This is a genomic window from Pseudomonas izuensis (genome assembly GCF_009861505.1).
GTDB lineage: Bacteria > Pseudomonadota > Gammaproteobacteria > Pseudomonadales > Pseudomonadaceae > Aquipseudomonas > Aquipseudomonas izuensis.
Genome location: NZ_WTFT01000008.1, coordinates 212347 through 231113 on the forward strand (window position 1 = coordinate 212347; position 18767 = coordinate 231113).

General features: G+C 59.5%; 13 protein-coding genes and 1 pseudogene. 9 read left to right on the top strand and 5 right to left on the bottom strand.

Annotated elements, in window-relative coordinates; genetic code table 11:
• Positions 1–429: 429 nt before the first annotated feature.
• The 7 genes from GPL81_RS07975 (at position 430) to GPL81_RS08005 (ending at position 12363) form a co-directional block, all read left to right on the top strand.
• Positions 430–2481, top strand: coding sequence for a putative bifunctional diguanylate cyclase/phosphodiesterase (locus GPL81_RS07975; RefSeq protein ID WP_096509269.1), 2052 nt, complete (start codon positions 430–432; stop codon positions 2479–2481).
• A 208-nt stretch (positions 2482–2689) separates the two neighbouring features.
• Positions 2690–4033: an imelysin family protein gene (locus GPL81_RS07980; RefSeq protein ID WP_160106321.1), complete on the top strand. Its 1344-nt coding sequence runs from the start codon at positions 2690–2692 to the stop codon at positions 4031–4033.
• Positions 4034–4317: 284 nt separating this feature from the next.
• Positions 4318–5745, top strand: a complete 1428-nt coding sequence (locus GPL81_RS07985; protein WP_160106322.1) for a di-heme oxidoreductase family protein — start codon at positions 4318–4320, stop codon at positions 5743–5745.
• 24 nt (positions 5746–5769) lie between these two features.
• The gene (locus GPL81_RS07990) at positions 5770–6834 is read left to right on the top strand and encodes an imelysin family protein (RefSeq protein WP_160106323.1); all 1065 of its coding nucleotides are present in this window, start codon (positions 5770–5772) and stop codon (positions 6832–6834) included.
• A 14-nt stretch (positions 6835–6848) separates the two neighbouring features.
• The gene (locus GPL81_RS07995) at positions 6849–7946 is read left to right on the top strand and encodes a DUF1513 domain-containing protein (protein WP_096509265.1); all 1098 of its coding nucleotides are present in this window, start codon (positions 6849–6851) and stop codon (positions 7944–7946) included.
• Positions 7947–8163: 217 nt separating this feature from the next.
• Entirely contained in the window at positions 8164–9312 is a 1149-nt protein-coding gene (locus GPL81_RS08000) for an efflux RND transporter periplasmic adaptor subunit (RefSeq protein ID WP_096509264.1), read from the top strand.
• Positions 9313–9327: 15 nt separating this feature from the next.
• Complete coding sequence (locus GPL81_RS08005; RefSeq protein WP_160106324.1) at positions 9328–12363, top strand: multidrug efflux RND transporter permease subunit; 3036 nt, start codon at positions 9328–9330, stop codon at positions 12361–12363.
• A 244-nt stretch (positions 12364–12607) separates the two neighbouring features.
• Here the strand turns inward: GPL81_RS08005 and GPL81_RS08010 are convergent, their stop codons facing one another.
• From GPL81_RS08010 to colR, 5 genes and pseudogenes are all read right to left on the bottom strand, one after another.
• On the bottom strand, positions 12608–12832 hold the full coding sequence (locus GPL81_RS08010; RefSeq protein ID WP_121104562.1) for a hypothetical protein: 225 nt from the start codon (positions 12830–12832) through the stop codon (positions 12608–12610).
• Positions 12829–12996, bottom strand: a pseudogene (locus GPL81_RS31380) (lipopolysaccharide kinase InaA family protein); the annotation flags it as partial. The pseudogene GPL81_RS31380 and the gene GPL81_RS08010, both read right to left, overlap by 4 nt.
• A 4-nt stretch (positions 12997–13000) precedes the next feature.
• On the bottom strand, positions 13001–13672 hold the full coding sequence (locus GPL81_RS08015) for a class I SAM-dependent methyltransferase (RefSeq protein WP_160106325.1): 672 nt from the start codon (positions 13670–13672) through the stop codon (positions 13001–13003).
• A gap of 153 nt (positions 13673–13825) precedes the next feature.
• Positions 13826–15109 carry a sensor histidine kinase gene (locus tag GPL81_RS08020; protein ID WP_160106326.1) on the bottom strand — a complete coding sequence of 428 codons (1284 nt, stop codon included), beginning with the start codon at positions 15107–15109 and terminating at the stop codon, positions 13826–13828.
• A complete protein-coding gene (gene colR, locus GPL81_RS08025) occupies positions 15099–15782 on the bottom strand; it encodes a two-component system response regulator ColR (RefSeq protein ID WP_096509259.1) in 684 nt (227 codons plus the stop codon). Before colR ends, GPL81_RS08020 begins: the two co-directional genes overlap by 11 nt.
• A 202-nt stretch (positions 15783–15984) precedes the next feature.
• Here colR and GPL81_RS08030 point away from each other — a divergent pair, with 202 nt between their 5' ends.
• Positions 15985–17931, top strand: coding sequence for an LTA synthase family protein (locus GPL81_RS08030; RefSeq protein WP_160106327.1), 1947 nt, complete (start codon positions 15985–15987; stop codon positions 17929–17931).
• 57 nt (positions 17932–17988) lie between these two features.
• Positions 17989–18732: a phosphatase PAP2 family protein gene (locus tag GPL81_RS08035; RefSeq protein WP_160106328.1), complete on the top strand. Its 744-nt coding sequence runs from the start codon at positions 17989–17991 to the stop codon at positions 18730–18732.
• Positions 18733–18767 lie beyond the last annotated feature (35 nt).

The following is an 18767-nucleotide window of genomic DNA, read 5'->3' on the forward strand; positions in this document are numbered from 1 at the left end:
GCTTTTCCAAGTGACCCGCCGTCAGGGCGGAACCGTTAGTGGCCGTTGCCGCAGGAATGGATATGTACGCGGTCAACAACATCAAGGTCGCCTGACACATAGCCTTCGCTGGCAAGCCAGCTCCTACAGGAAAATTACGCAAATACACAACGCGGGCCCATTTCCCACGATGAAACGAGCCTTCAACCCCTTGCCCCCCCGCCACAGCCGTCTAACATCAACCAGAAGGAAAATATCTCCACCTCCCCCCTCAAGTTGAAGGACTCGACAACCGACACAGTACTAATCGGACAATTACCCCAGTCAAGAGCATATCGGCCAAGCTGCAGGCAAAATCCCGCAAGGATGATTGTCCCTTTGACTGCCATCACGGGATTGCCAATACTCATGGCAACTTGATGCTACCCGCACGGAACAAGGAATAGCCTTTTGAAGCTGGAACTCAAGAACAGCTTGTCGGTGAAGTTGCTCCGGGTCGTGCTCCTGTCGGCATTGATCGTCGGCGTTGTCTTGAGCTGCGCCCAGATCGTTTTCGATGCCTATAAAACACGCCAGGCTGTCGCCGGCGATGCCGAACGCATCCTGGACATGTTTCGCGACCCCTCGACCCAGGCTGTCTACAGCCTGGACCGTGAAATGGGCATGCAGGTTATCGAAGGCTTGTTTCAGGACGACGCCGTACGCCAGGCTTCCATCGGCCATCCCAATGAAGCCATGCTCGCGCAAAAATCCCGCGAATTGCAGCAGTCCAACAGTCGCTGGCTGACCGACCTGATCCTGGGGCAGGAACGCACGTTCACCACCCAGTTGGTGGGGCGCGGCCCATACAGCGAGTATTACGGTGACTTGAGCATCACCCTCGACACGGCCACCTACGGACAAGGTTTTATCGTCAGTTCGGTGATCATCTTCATTTCCGGTGTGCTGCGCGCCCTGGCGATGGGGCTGGTGCTGTATCTGGTTTATCACTGGCTGTTGACCAAACCCCTGTCGCGGATCATCGAGCACCTGACTGAAATCAATCCGGATCGTCCCAGCGAACACAAGATTCCGCTGCTCAAGGGCCACGAGAAAAACGAACTGGGGATCTGGATCAACACCGCCAACCAGTTGCTGGAGTCCATCGAACGCAATACCCATCTGCGCCACGAAGCGGAAAACAGCCTGCTGCGCATGGCCCAGTACGATTTCCTCACTGGCCTGCCGAACCGCCAGCAATTGCAGACGCAACTGGACAAGATCCTGGTCGACGCCGGCAAGCTGCAACGCCGGGTTGCCGTGCTGTGTGTCGGCCTCGACGACTTCAAGGGCATCAACGAACAATTCAGCTACCAGACCGGCGACCAGTTGCTGCTGGCCCTGGCCGATCGCCTGCGGGCGCACAGCGGTCGCCTCGGCGCCCTCGCCCGCCTAGGCGGCGACCAGTTCGCGCTGGTCCAGGCCGATATCGAACAGCCCTACGAAGCCGCCGAACTGGCCCAAAGCATTCTCGATGACCTGGAAGCGGCGTTTGCCCTCGATCATCAGGAAATCCGCCTGCGCGCCACCATCGGCATCACCTTGTTCCCCGAAGACGGCGACAGCACCGAGAAGCTGCTGCAAAAAGCCGAGCAGACGATGACCCTGGCCAAGACCCGCTCGCGCAATCGCTACCAGTTCTATATCGCCAGCGTCGATACAGAAATGCGTCGCCGTCGCGAGCTGGAAAAAGACCTGCGCGACGCCTTGGCCCGCGAGCAGTTCTACCTCGTCTACCAACCGCAGATCAGCTACCGCGATCACCGGGTGGTCGGCGTCGAGGCGTTGATTCGCTGGCAGCACCCCGAACACGGGCTGGTTCCACCGGACCTGTTCATCCCGCTGGCCGAGCAGAACGGCACCATTATCGCCATTGGCGAGTGGGTACTGGATCAGGCCTGCAAGCAGTTGCGCGACTGGCACGACCAGGGTTTCAGCGACCTGCGCATGGCGGTGAACCTGTCTACCGTGCAACTGCACCACGCCGAGCTGCCAAGGGTGGTCAACAACCTGCTGCAAATGTATCGCCTGCCACCGCGCAGCCTGGAACTGGAGGTCACCGAAACCGGCCTGATGGAAGACATCAGCACCGCCGCCCAGCATTTGCTCAGTCTGCGTCGTTCCGGCGCGCTGATCGCGATCGACGACTTCGGTACGGGGTATTCCTCGCTGAGCTATCTGAAAAGCCTGCCGCTGGACAAGATCAAGATCGACAAGAGCTTCGTTCAGGACCTGCTCGATGACGACGACGATGCGACCATCGTTCGCGCCATCATTCAGCTGGGCAAGAGCCTGGGCATGCAGGTGATCGCCGAAGGCGTGGAAACCGCCGAACAGGAGGCTTACATCATCTCCGAAGGCTGCCATGAAGGTCAGGGCTATCACTACAGCAAACCACTGCCCGCAAGGGAGCTGGGCGCTTATCTGAAGCAGGCCCAGCGCAGCAACGCCGCGATTATGTAAAGACTGCCGCCGCCTTTGCCCCCTGTAGGAGCAAGCTCGCTCCTACAGGGGCAAAGGCGGCGGTGTTTTTTTTATCCGCGCTATCCGTCCCGCGAATAAGAAATATTTCCAAGAACAACTCTTTACACATAATGCGAAAGATTTGCATTATGTGGCACTTTGCGCGCCGGGCGCGCCATTCAACCCCTCTCGAAGCAGGATGTTCGCCATGATTCGTATGCCTCTGGCTACCGCCAGTCTGTTGGCCATCGCCATTTCTCTCGCCGGTTGCGGTGAAGGCAAAGACAAGGAAAAAGCTGCCGCACCTGCGCCGGCTGCCAGCACCGCTGCGGCCCCGGCTGCACCTGCCGCGGCTGGTAAAGTCGATGAAGCCGCTGCAAAAGCCGTTGTCGCCCACTATGCCGACATGGTTTTCGCGGTTTACAGCGACGCCGAATCCACCGCGAAAACCCTGCAAACCGCCGTCGACGCCTTCCTCGCCAAGCCGAATGCCGACACCCTGAAAGCCGCCAAGGCGGCCTGGATCGCGGCCCGCGTTCCTTACCTGCAAAGCGAAGCGTTCCGCTTCGGCAACACCATCATCGACGACTGGGAAGGACAGGTGAACTCCTGGCCACTGGACGAAGGCCTGATCGACTACGTCGACAAATCCTACGAGCACGCGCTGGGTAATCCGGGCGCCACGGCCAACATCATCGCCAATACCCAAATCCAGATCGGCGAAGACAAGGTCGACGTGAAGGACATCACCCCGGAAAAACTCGCTAGCCTGAACGAGTTGGGCGGTTCCGAGGCCAACGTCGCCACGGGCTACCACGCCATCGAATTCCTGCTCTGGGGCCAGGACCTGAACGGCACCGGCCCAGGCGCCGGCAACCGTCCAGCTTCGGACTACCTGGAAGGCAAAGGTGCCACCGGCGGCCACAACGATCGTCGCCGCGCTTATCTGAAAGCCGTGACCCAACTGCTGGTCAGCGACCTGGAAGAAATGGTCGGTAACTGGAAGCCGAACGTGGCCGACAACTACCGCGCCACCCTGGAAGCCGAACCGGCTGAAAGCGGCCTGCGCAAAATGCTGTTCGGCATGGGCAGCCTGTCCCTGGGCGAACTGGCGGGCGAGCGCATGAAGGTTTCCCTGGAAGCCAACTCCCCTGAAGACGAGCAGGATTGCTTCAGCGACAACACCCACAACTCGCACTTCTACGATGCCAAGGGCATTCGCAATGTGTACTTGGGCGAGTACACCCGCACCGACGGCAGCAAAATGACCGGCGCCAGCCTGTCGTCGCTGGTGGCCAAGGCCGACCCGGCGGCCGACGCCGCGCTGAAAGCCGACCTGGCCGCGACTGAAGCCAAGTTGCAGGTCATCGTCGATCATGCCAACAAGGGTGAGCACTACGACCAACTGATCGCCGCCGGTAACACCGCCGGCAACCAGATTGTCCGTGACGCCATCGCTTCGCTGGTCAAGCAGACCGGTTCGATCGAAGCCGCTGCTGGCAAACTGGGGATCGCCGACCTGAACCCGGACAACGCTGATCACGAGTTCTGATCAACGCGGGCTGAGTGAATAAAAAGGCGACCTTCGGGTCGCCTTTTTTTGCCTGCCTGAAAGCCGACCACTGTAGGAGCAAAGCTTGCTCGCGATGACGGCGTATCAGCCAACATAAATATCGGATGTCAGACCGCAATCGCGAGCAAGCTTTGCTCCTACAAGGGATCGCGGATTGCAGGTTAACCCTGCCCCACATCAAGCAAACGATAATTCCTCTTATTCAAATTCCCATCCCCTGTTAGACTTTGCGCCCTCGTTTTACTCGTCTTGCAGGATGTCTGATGCCCCCGCTGCTTCTTCGCTTGTCCGCACTGTTTCTGGCCCTGAGCCTGAGTGCCTGCGATGACGCCCCGCGTTTTACCAAGGCAGAACCCGGTGAAGCCCGCTCCGGGGGTGGTACGACCGTGCGCAAGACCGACCAGAACGCTTTCTCGCTACCATCAGCCAACCTGCCGCCCTCGCGACGCGTGGATTTCAGTGTCGGCAACAGCTTCTTTCGCAGCCCCTGGGTGATCGCCCCGTCGACCACCACCGCCCGTGACGGCCTCGGCCCGCTGTTCAACACCAATGCCTGCCAGGGTTGCCATATCAAGGACGGCCGCGGTCACCCGCCGGCGCCGGGTGCGCAAAATGCCGTGTCGATGCTGGTGCGCCTGTCGATCCCCGATACCCCGGCCTACGCCAGGATCATCGAGCAGCAGGGCGTGGTGCCCGAACCGGTCTACGGCGGGCAATTCCAGGACATGGCCGTGCCCGGTGTCACGCCGGAAGGCAAGGTGCGGGTCGATTACACACCGGTGCCGGTTCGCTTCAAGGACGGTACCGAAGTCGAGCTGCGCAAGCCGACCTTGAACATCACCCAGCTGGGCTACGGCCCAATGCACCCCGACACCCGTTTCTCGGCGCGGGTTGCACCGCCCATGATCGGCCTGGGCTTGCTGGAAGCCATCCCTGAAGAGGCCATTCTGGCGAACGCCCAAGCGCAGGCGAACGAGAAAAACGGCATCGCCGGACGCCCGAACCGGGTCTGGGATGACGCCCAACAGAAAACCGTCCTCGGGCGATTTGGCTGGAAAGCCGGGCAACCCAATCTCAATCAACAGAATGTTCACGCGTTTTCCGGGGATATGGGCCTCACGACCCGCCTCAGACCCTTTGATGACTGCACCGATGCGCAGACAGCCTGTAAACAGGCACCCAGCGGCGCCGGCCCCGATGGCGAGCCGGAAGTCAGCGACAACATCCTGCGTCTGGTGCTGTTCTACACCCGCAACCTTGCCGTACCGGCGCGCCGCGATGTCAACGCGCCTGAAGTGCTGGCCGGCAAGAACCTGTTTTACCAGGCCGGTTGCCAGTCCTGTCACACACCGAAATACACCACCGCCGCCAACGCCGCCGAACCTGAACTGGCCAATCAAGTGATTCGTCCGTACAGCGATCTGCTGCTGCACGACATGGGCGACGGTCTGGCCGACAACCGCAGCGAATTCCAGGCCGGTGGCCGCGACTGGCGCACCCCGCCGTTGTGGGGCATCGGGTTGACGCAAGCGGTCAGTGGTCACACCCAGTTTTTGCACGATGGCCGCGCCCGCAACCTGCTCGAGGCCGTGCTCTGGCATGGCGGCGAAGCTGCGGCTGCGCGTCAACAGGTTTTGTCTTTCGATGCCGGGCAGCGCGCTGCGTTGCTGGCGTTTTTGAATTCCCTTTAATTCGCACTCCAGCGGGAGCCCGACATGTTCCGTCCCAAATTATTGTTCACCAGCCTTGCCGCGCTCGCCCTGGGCGCCTGCTCGCCGCAAGATCCGCAGGCCGTCACTTCGGCGGCCATCGCCAAGTCGGTGATTCTGCCGACCTATACCCGCTGGGTTGAAGCCGATCGCCAACTGGCCGTCAGCGCCCTGGCCTATTGCGAAGGCAAGGAAACCCTCGATACCGCCCGCGCCGATTTCCTGCATGCGCAGAAAGCCTGGGCCGAGCTGCAACCGCTGCTGATCGGGCCACTGGCCGAGGGCAACCGTTCGTGGCAGGTGCAGTTCTGGCCGGACAAGAAAAACCTCGTCGGCCGTCAGGTCGAACAACTGGTTGCCGCGCAACCACAGATCGACGCCGCCGCGCTGGCCAAGTCCAGCGTTGTGGTTCAGGGCCTGTCGGCCTACGAATACATTCTGTTCGACAGCAAGCCTGATGTGGCCAACGCCGAGCAGAAGGCCAAGTACTGCCCGCTGCTGATCGCCATCGGCGAGCGTCAGAAACAACTGGCCGAAGAGATTCTGCAAACCTGGAACAACACCGACGGCATGCTCGCGCAGTTGAGCAAATTCCCGAACCAGCGCTATGCCGACTCCCACGAAGCGATCGCCGATCTGCTGCGCGTGCAGGTCACTGCCCTCGACAGCTTGAAGAAAAAACTCGGCACGCCGATGGGCCGTCAGACCAAGGGCGTGCCGCAACCGTTCCAGGCCGACGCGTGGCGCAGCCAGTCGTCCCTGACGGGCATGGAAGCCAGTCTCGCCGCCGCCAGAACAGTGTGGGAAGGCGTCGACAACAAAGGTCTGCGCGGTCTGTTGCCGAGCGACCAGAAACCATTGGCCGACAAGATCGACGCCGCTTATGCCGCATCGTTGAAACTGTTCGCCAGCAACCAGCGCTCGTTGACCGAAATGCTCAATGACGACGCCGGTCGCCAGCAACTCAACGATCTTTACGACAGCCTGAACGTCGTCCATCGCCTGCACGAAAGCGATCTGGCCAAGGCGCTGGGCATCCAACTGGGCTTCAACGCCAATGACGGTGACTGATGAGGGCGACTTCCATGCTGCGACGTCAGGCTCTGACTTTAGGTAGTTTGCTGCTGGGAGCAGTGACACTGGGCGGCTGGACGCTGTTCAAGCGCAAGGATCAAAGCCCGTTGCTGCTGTCGGCACGGGACGATACCGACGGCAAGCACTATGCCGTCGGTTATCGGCTGGATGGCACCCGGGTGTTTGCCACCCGGGTCGGCCAGCGCTGCCACGACATCATCAACCACCCGACGCTGCCGATCGCGCTGTTCGTCGCCCGGCGACCGGGCACCGAGAGCTACCTGATCGACCTGCGCGACGGCACGTTGCTGCAAACCGTGACGTCGCAGCCGAACCGGCACTTCTACGGTCACGCGGTGGTTCACCACAGCGGCGACTGGCTGTACGCCACCGAAAACGACACGACAGATCCGGGTCGCGGCCTGCTCGGCGTGTACAAATTCGAAGGCGAACGCCTGGTCCACAGTGGCGAGATTTCCACCCATGGCATCGGCCCGCATCAGGTGTCGTGGATGCCCGATGGCGAAACCCTGGTGGTGGCCAACGGCGGGATCCGTACCGAGGCTGAAAGCCGTGTCGAGATGAACCTCGACGCCATGGAGCCGAGCCTGGTCCTGATGCAACGTGACGGCACCCTGCTGAGCAAGGAAACCCTCGCCCAACAGATGAACAGCGTGCGTCACCTGGGCATTGCCAGCGACGGCACCATCGTCGCCGGCCAGCAATTCATGGGGGCATCGCACGAGCGATCGGAGCTACTGGCCATCAAGCGTCCCGGCCAACCCTTCGTGGCGTTCCCGGTGCCCGAGCATCAGTTGCAGGCCATGGGGCATTACACCGCAAGCGTCGCCGTGCACAGCGACCTGCGTCTGGTGGCGTTGACCGCGCCACGGGGCAACCGCTTTTTCATTTGGGATATGGACAGCGGTGAAGTGCGCCTGGACGCGCCGCTTCCCGATTGCGCCGGCGTGGGCGCAGTGGCCGATGGTTTTGTCGTGACCTCGGGACAAGGACGCTGCCGGTACTACGATTGCCGCCAGACAAATCTGGTTGCAAAGCCGTTGGAGCTGCCGGCGGGGCTCTGGGACAACCATTTGCACCTGATCTGAACGACTCGCTCTTTGTAGGAGCAAAGCTTGCTCGCGATGGCGGCCGCACATTCAACATCGTGTTGACTGACATACCGCTATCGCGAGCAATCGAGCGTCGACCGGCTGCTCCTACAGATTTGGCATCTGCCTGTAATAAGTGCCAGTTGGATTCCCCTTCCCAGTCGCGGTAATGTGCCCCTCTGTCTCACCTGATTTACTCCAAGGAACTGGAAATATGCTGCGTCGCCGCATGCTGATCATGTTGGGGGTTGTTCTGCTGATCGTGCTGGTGCTGGCCGGGTACAAAGCCTTCTCCATCTACACGATGATCCAAGGCTTCTCCAAGCCGAAACCGCCGATCAGTGTCGCCGTGGCCACGGCCACCGAACAGCCGTGGCAGGCGCGCCTGCCTACGGTTGGCACCCTCAAGGCACTGCAAGGCGTGGATCTGAGCCTGGAGACCGATGGCACCGTCGTCGATGTGCAGTTCGAGTCGGGACAGAAGGTCAAGGCCGGCCAACCCATCGTCCGGCTCGACAGCGCCGTGGAAAGTGCCCTGCTCGAAACCGCCCTCGCCGACCTCGGGCTGGCCCAGGTGGACTACACCCGCGGCAGTCAACTGGTGGGCAGCCAGGCCATTTCCAAAGGCGAGTTCGACCGACTTTCGGCGGTATTGAAAAAGAGCAAGGCCACCGTCAACCAGCTCAAGGCTGCACTCGGCAAAAAAAGCATCCTCGCGCCCTTCAGCGGGACCATCGGCATTCGCCAGGTCGATGTCGGCGACTACGTGGCCACCGGCACCATGATCGCTACCCTGCAAGACCTCAGCAGCCTCTACGTCGATTTTTTCGTGCCCGAGCAATCGGTGCCGAAGATCGCCGTTGGCCAGCCGGTGCAGATCATCGTCGCGGCGTTTCCGACGGAGGAGTTCCCCGGCACCATCAGTGCGATCAACCCGAAAGTCGAGAACAGCACGCGCAACGTGCAGGTCCGCGCAACCCTGGCCAACCCCGATGGCAAATTGCTCCCCGGGATGTTCGCCAGCCTGCAAGTGATTTTGCCCGACCCGCAGCGGCGCATCGTCGTGCCTGAAAGCGCGATCACCTACACGCTCTACGGCAACTCGGTCTATGTCGCCGTCCAAAAGAAAGCCGAAGACGGTAGCGTGGAAAAAGACGACAAGGGCCAACCTGTCCTGATCGCCGAGCGGCGTTTCGTCGAGACCGGCGAGCGCCGCACGGGCGTGGTGATGATCACCAAAGGCCTGCAGAACGGCGAAACGGTGGTGACTGCCGGCCAGATCAAACTGGACAACGGTGCGCACATCGCCATCAGCGACGACAAGACGCTGTCCGAGAAGAACAGCCGGCCACGCGCTGACTGATCAAGGGAAACCCCAATGGCTTTTACCGACCCGTTCATCCGTCGCCCGGTGCTCGCCACCGTGGTCAGCCTGCTGATCGTGCTACTGGGCTTCCAGGCCTGGAGCAAGTTGCCGCTGCGCCAATACCCGCAAATGGAAAACGCCCTGATCACGGTGACCACCGCCTACCCCGGGGCCAACGCCGAAACCATCCAGGGCTACATTACCCAGCCGATGCAACAGAGCCTGGCCAGCGCCGAGGGCATCGACTACATGACCTCGGTCAGCCGTCAGAATTTCTCGGTGATCTCGATCTACGCACGCATCGGCGCCAATAGCGACCGATTGTTTACCGAACTCCTGGCCAAGGCCAACGAGGTCAAAAACCAGTTGCCCCAGGACGCCGAAGACCCGGTCCTGAAAAAGGAAGCCGCCGACGCCTCGGCGCTGATGTACATCAGTTTTTTCAGTAAGGAATTGAGCAACCCGCAGATCACCGACTACCTGTCGCGGGTGATCCAGCCGAAACTGGCAACCCTGCCGGGCATGGCCGAAGCCGAAATTCTCGGCAACCAGGTATTTGCAATGCGCCTGTGGGTGGACCCGGTGAAGCTCGCCGGTTTCGGACTGAGTGCCAGCGACGTGACCAATGCAGTGCGCCAGTACAACTTTCTCTCCGCCGCCGGCGAAGTGAAGGGCGAGTACGTGGTCACCAGTATCAACGCCAGTACTGAACTCAAATCCGCCGAAGCTTTCGCGGCGATCCCGCTCAAGGTCGAGGGCGACAGTCGTGTGCTGTTGCGTGACGTCGCGCGGGTCGAGATGGGGGCGGAAAACTACGACACCATCAGCTCCTTCGGCGGTACGCCCTCGGTGTATATCGGCATCAAGGCTACGCCCGGTGCCAACCCGCTGGACGTGATCAGGGAAGTGCGCAAGATCATGCCCGATCTTGAGGCCCAGCTGCCGCCGAACCTCAAGGGTGAAATTGCCTATGACGCCACGTTGTTCATCCAGGCTTCGATCGACGAAGTGGTGAAAACCCTCTTCGAGGCCGTGCTGATCGTGATCGTGGTCGTGTTCCTGTTCCTCGGTGCGCTGCGCTCGGTGGTGATCCCGGTGGTCACCATCCCGCTGTCGATGATCGGCGTGATGTTCTTCATGCAGATGATGGGGTATTCGATCAACCTGCTGACCCTGCTGGCGATGGTGTTGGCCATCGGCCTGGTGGTGGACGACGCCATTGTGGTGGTGGAAAACATCCACCGTCATATCGAGGAAGGCAAGACACCGCTGGACGCGGCCATTGAAGGTGCCCGGGAAATCGCCATGCCGGTGGTATCGATGACCATCACCCTGGCGGCCGTGTATGCCCCGATAGGCTTCCTGACGGGGCTGACCGGGGCACTGTTCAAGGAGTTCGCCCTGACACTGGCCGGGGCCGTGGTGATTTCGGGTATCGTTGCCCTGACGCTGTCGCCGATGATGTGCGCCTTCCTGCTGCGTCACGATGAAAACCCGACCGGCCTGGCCCACCGCCTCGACCTGATTTTCGAAGGCCTCAAGCACCGTTACCAACAGCTGCTGCACGGCACCCTGAACACCCGGCCGGTGGTGTTGGTGTTTGCCGTCATCGTGCTGTGCCTGATTCCGGTACTGCTCAAGTTCACTAAATCGGAACTGGCGCCGGATGAGGACCAGGGCGTCATTTTCATGATGGCCAACGCCCCGCAACCGACCAACCTCGATTACCTGAACACCTACACCGACAAGTTCGTCTCGATCTTCAAGACGTTTCCCGAATACTACTCATCGTTCCAGATCAACGGTTTCAACGGTGTGCAATCGGGTATCGGCGGTTTCCTGCTCAAGCCCTGGAACGAACGCAGCCGGACCCAGATGCAGATCCTGCCCGACGTTCAAGCCAAGCTGGAAAGCATTGCGGGGTTGCAGATTTTCGGCTTCAACCTGCCTTCGCTGCCGGGTACCGGCGAGGGCCTGCCCTTTCAGTTCGTGGTCAATACCGCCAACGATTACGAGTTGCTGCTGCAAGTGGTGGACCGGGTGAAAAAACGCGCGCTGGAGTCCGGCAAATTCGCGTTCATCGATGTCGACCTGGCCTTCGACAAACCCGAAGTGGTGGTGGATATCGATCGAGCCAAGGCGGCACAGATGGGCGTATCGATGCAGGACCTGGGCGGAACGCTGGCAACCTTGCTGGGTGAGGCGGAGATCAACCGCTTCACCATCGAAGGCCGCAGTTACAAAGTCATTGCACAGGTTGAACGGCCCTACCGGGATAACCCTGACTGGCTGAACAATTACTATGTCAGGAACACCAAGGGTGAACTGCTGGCCCTGTCGACTCTGATTACAGTGTCCGACCGGGCCCGGCCGCGGCAATTGAACCAGTTCCAGCAACTCAACTCGGCCATTCTTTCCGGGGTGCCGCTGGTCAGCATGGGGGAAGCCATCGACGCCGTGCGCCAGATCGCCCGGGAAGAAGCGCCGGTGGGATTTGCCTTCGACTACGCCGGCGCGTCGCGCCAATACGTGCAGGAAGGCAGCGCGTTGTGGGTCACCTTTGCCCTGGCATTGGCAATCATTTTCCTGGTGCTGGCTGCCCAGTTCGAAAGCTTCCGCGACCCGCTGGTGATTCTGGTCACCGTACCGCTGTCGATCTGCGGCGCATTGCTTCCGCTGTTTCTCGGCTGGTCGAGCATGAACATCTACACCCAGGTCGGATTGGTGACACTCATCGGGCTGATCAGCAAGCACGGGATCCTGATCGTCCAGTTTGCCAACCAGTTGCGCAAAGACAAGGGCCTGTCACCGCGCGAGGCTGTGGAGGAAGCAGCGTCCATCCGTCTGCGTCCGGTGTTGATGACAACCGCCGCGATGGTGTTCGGCATGGTGCCATTGATCATCGCCACGGGCGCTGGTGCGGTCAGCCGGTTCGATATCGGCACGGTGATCGCGACGGGGATGTCGATTGGTACGCTGTTTACGTTGTTTGTGTTGCCGTGCGTGTACACCCTGCTGGCAAAACCCGATAAACCGAAACAACACTGATCAACCTTGTGGGGCTTTTGTGGCGAGGGGATTTATCCCCGTTGGGTCGCGAAGCGGCCCCAAATATTGTTCGTGGTGAGGCTGCTGGAGTCCGAGTGCAGGTTTTACGACTGCTTCGCAGCCGAACGGGGATAAATCCCCTCGCCACAAGGCTCGCTCCTACAGTGATTTGTGCAAGATTTCAGTTAGCGGCAACAAAAAAGGCCTCGCATCAGCGAGGCCTTTTATTTGGGCTTCAATCTTTTCAACTTTGCGGCCTCAATCCTTGCGACATTCCGAAAATGAACAGCAATAAATCATGATCGGGCTGAGTAGCCACGGAAGCCTTGGCAACCCGTGGTAATGGGCAATGATCGCCATGCTCTGAACTAAGAACTTGTGTACGGGGTTGCTCCCACGCAGCCACCGCCAGTGAAGCAACAGCCAAGGCTCCTACAAGAAACAAACCTCGCGCAACTTCGAGTTTCATTGCTTTAAACCTTTGATAGCGCTGCCAAACGCCGTCCTATAAAAGTAGTCGAGTTTTCCCCGGTTCGTCGGACGGAACGACGAGTGGCGGAACACTGGCTTCACGTCATGGACTGCCATTTTTCTGGCGCTCAAGCGCTGACGGTATGTCTCCAGATCGACCATCCTGTTACCTCTTGCGTAATACATAAACCCGCGACATGGCATAGAGCGGAAAAAAGTCCAAACGTTCCTGAATATGGAAACCCGCTTCCTCAAACTCTTGCTCTACCGTAGCAGCCGGTAACACAAATCGATTTTGGTAACCTTCCTGCTCACGGGCTTTCTCCAGGCGCTTGCGTTTCCAGGCCTTGAAATTGCCATCCACCCACAGTGAAAGGATCACGCTGTCACGGGTAACGCGCTCGAATTCGCGCAGAATGGTCATTCGATGCTCGGCTTCACCGATGTGCTGAAGCAAGCGCATGCAAAAAATGCTGTCGACCGCGTTATCAGGCAGGGCAATGTCGAATGCAGATGTCTGCAAGGGTTGTACCCGTTTTACCACGTCAGCGGGCTGCGCCTGCATGGCGATCTTCAACATCGACTCGCCGTTGTCGGCTCCGATAATCACCCGGTTGAGTTTTTCCGCCAGCAACGGCCAGAAGCGTCCTGCACCGCATGGCAGATCAAGCACCAGGCCTGGCTCGCCAGCCAGCGTCAGTGCTTTTCGCGCCAGTTGCTCGTAACGCCATTGGGATAGTTTTCGACTAACGCCATCCTGATGTTCAAGCAGGCATGGTTGCGTGTGCACATCGCCGTACTTTTCGGAAAAATCAAGCTTGATCGGGTCAGGCTTCATCGAGGCCTCCTGCACTTCTGATGACGACCACCTTAGGTAGCGCCATGTGAGTGTCAGGTTATGCCCTTGTGAAAAAAACGTGATGTAAAACCTCGGATAGTTTCGAGGAATAAAGGGTTGCAACAATCACCGAAATGCCCGATTTGAGGCTGCTCAGCGCCCCCTGGATGTCTGCAATTCCACCTCAAAACGACAGCCATTGGGTTCCATGTTGGTCAGGCTGACGCACCACCCCTGGTTCTCACAGATTCGTTGCACCAGCGACAATCCCAGGCCCAGGCCCTCTCCGCGTTTCTCGTTGCCGCGCACGAAAGGCTCGAACATCGCTTCGCGCTTATCCTCAGGTATGCCGACACCACTGTCCTCGACCACGAATCCGCTGGCTGACAAGGTCAGGCGGATAAAGCCTTGTTCGGTGTAATGCAGCGCGTTTCGCAGGAGATTACCCATGACCGCGTGCAGGAACGTTGCGTTGTACCGGGTACTTTCTGGTTTGCCTGGCTCAAAAATCAGCTTCAGACCCTTTTCCTCGATCGGTGTGCGCCACAGCCCGAGCAGCCCGCCGGCCGCTTCACTCAGCGTCTGTTGCGGCGACATGCTGGCGTCTTCGCGCTGAGCGCGGGCCAGCATCAGGAAGGTTTGCACCAGTTCGCGCATTTCTTCACTGGCGCGGGCGATTCGCTCTACCTGAGCACGGCCGCGCTGATCGATACCCGGGTTTTCCAACAGCAACTCGCAGGAACTGGCGAGCACCATCAAGGGTGTACGCAATTCGTGGCTGACGTCACTGGTGAACAAACGCTCCCGGGTCAATGCCTGACGCAGACGCCCCAGGGTCGCGTCGAAGGCCACCGCCAGTTCGCCCACTTCATCGGCAGCGTAATCCGGTGCCAGAGGCGGTGCCAGACCTAGCAATTGATCGCGATGACGCACTTGGCGGGCCAACCGTACAACCGGTGCCATCACCTTGCGCGCCAGGACCCAACCGAGGAAAACCGCCAACGCGAGGCTCAGTACGAAGCCTACCAGCACCACGGCGAACAGCACCCGTTCACGCTCTTCGAAATCGCTCTGATCCTGCAACAGCACATAGCGCCGCCCGTCGACGATTTCGACAATGGCGTGGTACGACAGATTGTCGCGAAATACCTCGTGAAAACCCGCATCAAGGTTCCGCAAATCCTTGGGCAGCTCAAAATCCCCCCGCCCGCCGCTGAAATAGAACAACTGGTCCGGTTCAGGGCGATGGCTCCAGTCCGAGACGTTATCCATCAGCAACAGTCGCTGCAAATCACCGCCCAGACCTGCGGAAATGAGCTTTTCTTCCACCAGGTGCACGGTCGCCACAATGCCCATGGCAAAGGCGCCCGCCACCAGTGCGCTCATCAGCGCAAAGGCAATGATGATCCGTTGAGCAAGGCTCTGTTTAAACTCCATTGCGCCCCTCGGCCAGGCGATAACCCACACCGTGGACGGTGTGCAGCAGCGGTTTGGCGAACGGTTTGTCGATCACCTGGCGCAACTGATGGACGTGGCTACGCAGGCTGTCACTGTCCGGGCAGTCATCACCCCACAGCGCCTCTTCGAGTATTTCGCGGCGCAATACATGGGGACTTTTCTGCATCAGTACCGCGAGCAACTTCAGGCCCACCGGGTTGAGCTTGAGCAATTTGCCTTCGCGGGTGACTTCCAGCGTGTCGAGGTCATAGTTCAGGTCGCCGACTTGCAAGGTGCGGCGTCCGCCACCCTGGGTCCGGCGCATGACGGCCTCGACCCGAGCCGCCAGTTCAGACAGGGCGAAGGGTTTGATCAGGTAATCGTCGGCACCGGACTTGAAACCCTGTAGCCTGTCATCCAGCTGATCGCGAGCGGTAAGCATGATCACCGGCGTGTCCCGCCGGGCATCTTCGCGCAGGCGCTTGCACAGGGTGTAACCGTCGATGCCGGGCAGCATGATGTCGAGCACGATCAAATCGTAATGCTCGGTGGCCGCCAGGTGCAGGCCCGACAAACCGTCCTGCGCACAATCCACGGTGTAACCTTTGAGCCCCAGGTAATCGGCCAGGTTGGCCAGGATATCGCGGTTGTCTTCAACCAATAAAATTCGCATGGGCATCTGCTCCGTATACAGTAACGGCCGTCATGGCCCGCGCAGCTTAAGGCCAAGTGTGGCTCACGGCTAGGGGAAGGGCACGCGGAGATCAATCCGCTCTACCAACGGCCCGGTTTTACAAGCTTTTCACTATCGAATCACACCCTGACTACAGCGGTCAGTCGAGACTGGCACGCGATTGCTATAAGGAATGTCGACAATGGACTATTTGAAGACGGCGCCAATGCGCTTTTTGCTATTGGTAACCGGCTCATGGCTGGTCATTTTTCTTCTCACCCGAACGGTTTTACTCCTGACTCATCTGGATGAGGCCGGCAGTGGTTTCCTCTCTGTCTTCGGCATTGGCTTGCTCTACGACCTGGGCTTCATTGCCTACGCGGCGCTCCCCATGGGGCTCTATCTGTTGCTGTGCCCACCGGCCCTATGGCGTCGTCGCGGGCATCGCTGGTTTCTTCAGGGACTGCTGACAGTCAGCCTGTTTGCAATGCTGTTCACCTCGGTGGCCGAATGGCTTTTCTGGGATGAGTTCGGCGTGCGCTTCAACTTTATCGCCGTCGATTACCTGGTGTATTCCGACGAAGTATTGAACAACCTGCTCGAGTCGTACCCGATCGGCACGCTGCTGACGATTCTCGCCGTGTTGGCCGTGGTGCTGAGTTTCGCGTTGCGCAAACCCTTCAATGCCGCGCTTGATGCACCGCTGCCACCCTTGCGCGGGCGTCTGTTGAATGCGCTGGTCCTGTTGATCGCCGCCGGCCTGAGCCTGCAATTGCTCAGCCAGGATGCGCCACGCAGCCAAGGCGGCAATGCTTACCAGAATGAATTGGCGAGCAATGGCCCGTATCAATTTTTCGCCGCCTTTCGTAACAATGAACTGGACTACCCGCAGTTCTACAGCACCCTGCCATCGGCCGTTGTCGCAAAACAGATTCGTGCCGAGCTGAACGAACCCAATGCCCGCTTTATCGGCGAAGACCCGCAAGACATCCGTCGGCAAATCGACAATCCGGGCCAGCCACGCAAGCCCAACATTGTTTTGGTCACCATTGAAAGCTTCAGCGCCAAGTACATGGGCAGCAACGGTGACGAGCGCAACCTGACACCGAATCTGGATGCCTTGCGCAAGCAGAGCCTGTACTTCAACAACTTCTACGCCACCGGTACCCGTACGGACCGGGGCCTGGAGGCCATCACCCTGGCCATACCGCCCACGCCGGGACGTTCGATTGTCAAGCGTGTGGGCCGCGAAAGTGGTTTTGCCAGCCTTGGCCAGCAACTCAACGCCGTGGGTTACGACAGCGTGTTTGTCTATGGCGGACGCGGTTACTTCGACAATATGAATGCCTTTTTCAGCGGCAATGGTTACCGCGTGGTAGACCAGAGCAGTGTCGATGAGTCAGAGATACATTTCAAAAATGCCTGGGGCATGGCTGATGAAGATCTCTACAACCAGACACTCAAGCTGGCCGACGCCGACCATGCAAAGCAACAACCCTTTTTGCTGCAATTGATGACCACGTCCAACCATCGTCCTTATACCTACCCGGACAATCGGATCGACATCAAGTCCGGTAACGGGCGTGACGGCGCGGTGAAATACACCGACTACGCCATTGGTCAGTTCCTCGCCCAGGCGCGTCAGAAACCGTGGTTCGACAATACTATTTTCATCTTTGTCGCTGACCACACCGCGGGCAGCGCCGGGAAGGAAGACCTGCCAATCAGCAACTACCAGATTCCACTGTTCATCTATGCACCGAAATTGATTGAAGCCCGCGAGACTGCACAACTGGCCAGCCAGATCGACCTCGCGCCAACCTTGTTGGGCCTGCTGAACCTGGATTACCAGTCGACGTTCTTTGGGCGTAACCTGTTGCAGGACAACCCGTTGCCTCCACGAGTGGTCGTTGGTAATTATCAGCACCTGGGGTTGTTCGATGGCAAAGACCTTGCGATCCTGAGCCCCCGCCAGGGCTTGCGTCGTCACGATGATGCCTTGACCGAAAGTCGCGAGTACCGCTCCGACACCAGTGACCCGTTGATCGCCCGCGCGATCACCTACTACCAAACAGCCAGTTATGGCTTCAAGCAACAGCTGCTTGGCTGGAAAGTGCCCATGGAGGGCACAGCCAAAGTCAGCGAATGAAAACCGAATCGCCCCGGGCTGATGCCCCGGGGCGTTTTCCTTTGTTCAGGATCCACCATGTCATCAACCGTTGTCCGCCCTGCCCCGCGCCCACTCAACTTCTGGGTGTTCCTGGGCGTACCCGCCGCTGTGGCGATTATTCTGGTACTGCTCGAACTGACCTCACTGGATATGGACCTGGCCAAACTGTTCTACGACCCGGCCGCGGGAGGCTTTATCGGGCGGCACAGTTACTTCCTCGAAACCGTCCTGCATACCCGCGCCAAGCAAGTGGTCATCGCCTTCTCGGTGTTTGCCATCCTCGGTTTTGTCAGCTCCTTCTTCATGGCCAGGCTCAAGCCATTCAAACGGGAACTGGGCTGCCTGGTGCTGTCCCTGGGCCTGGCGACGTCTTTTGTCACCCCCATGAAAGCGGTAACAGCGGTGCAGTGTCCGTGGAGCCTGGAGCAATTTGGCGGCCATGAGACCTACAGTGAATTGCTGAGCCATCGACCGCACTCTGACAAACCGGGCCGCTGCTGGCCAGGCGGCCATGCCGCGACCGGCTTCACCCTGTTTGCGCTGTTTTTCGTGCTGCGCGATCGTCGTCCACGACTGGCTCGCGCTGCGCTCGTCTTCGCCTTTACCCTGGGTTCGGTGTTCTCCATCGGCCGGATGATGCAAGGCGCGCACTTTTTCTCGCACAACGTGTGGACGGCGGTGTTTTGCTGGCTGATTTGCCTGGGGTCGTATTACTGGATTTTGTATCGACCCGCTTCCAAGGCTGAGCAAGCGGGCAAGCCCGACCCCGTCAGCGCCTGAAATTCGGAACAAAAGTGGGAGCCGGCTGGCTCCCA

Coding starts and splice junctions, on each gene's coding strand:
- GPL81_RS07980 (WP_160106321.1), top strand. CDS start 2,690: ATGATTCGTATGCCTCTGGCTACCGCCAGTCTGTTGGCCATCGCCATT.
- GPL81_RS07985 (WP_160106322.1), top strand. CDS start 4,318: ATGCCCCCGCTGCTTCTTCGCTTGTCCGCACTGTTTCTGGCCCTGAGC.
- GPL81_RS07990 (WP_160106323.1), top strand. CDS start 5,770: ATGTTCCGTCCCAAATTATTGTTCACCAGCCTTGCCGCGCTCGCCCTG.
- GPL81_RS07995 (WP_096509265.1), top strand. CDS start 6,849: ATGCTGCGACGTCAGGCTCTGACTTTAGGTAGTTTGCTGCTGGGAGCA.
- GPL81_RS08000 (WP_096509264.1), top strand. CDS start 8,164: ATGCTGCGTCGCCGCATGCTGATCATGTTGGGGGTTGTTCTGCTGATC.
- GPL81_RS08005 (WP_160106324.1), top strand. CDS start 9,328: ATGGCTTTTACCGACCCGTTCATCCGTCGCCCGGTGCTCGCCACCGTG.
- GPL81_RS08010 (WP_121104562.1), bottom strand. CDS start 12,832: ATGAAACTCGAAGTTGCGCGAGGTTTGTTTCTTGTAGGAGCCTTGGCT.
- GPL81_RS08015 (WP_160106325.1), bottom strand. CDS start 13,672: ATGAAGCCTGACCCGATCAAGCTTGATTTTTCCGAAAAGTACGGCGAT.
- GPL81_RS08020 (WP_160106326.1), bottom strand. CDS start 15,109: ATGGAGTTTAAACAGAGCCTTGCTCAACGGATCATCATTGCCTTTGCG.
- colR (WP_096509259.1), bottom strand. CDS start 15,782: ATGCGAATTTTATTGGTTGAAGACAACCGCGATATCCTGGCCAACCTG.
- GPL81_RS08030 (WP_160106327.1), top strand. CDS start 15,985: ATGGACTATTTGAAGACGGCGCCAATGCGCTTTTTGCTATTGGTAACC.
- GPL81_RS08035 (WP_160106328.1), top strand. CDS start 17,989: ATGTCATCAACCGTTGTCCGCCCTGCCCCGCGCCCACTCAACTTCTGG.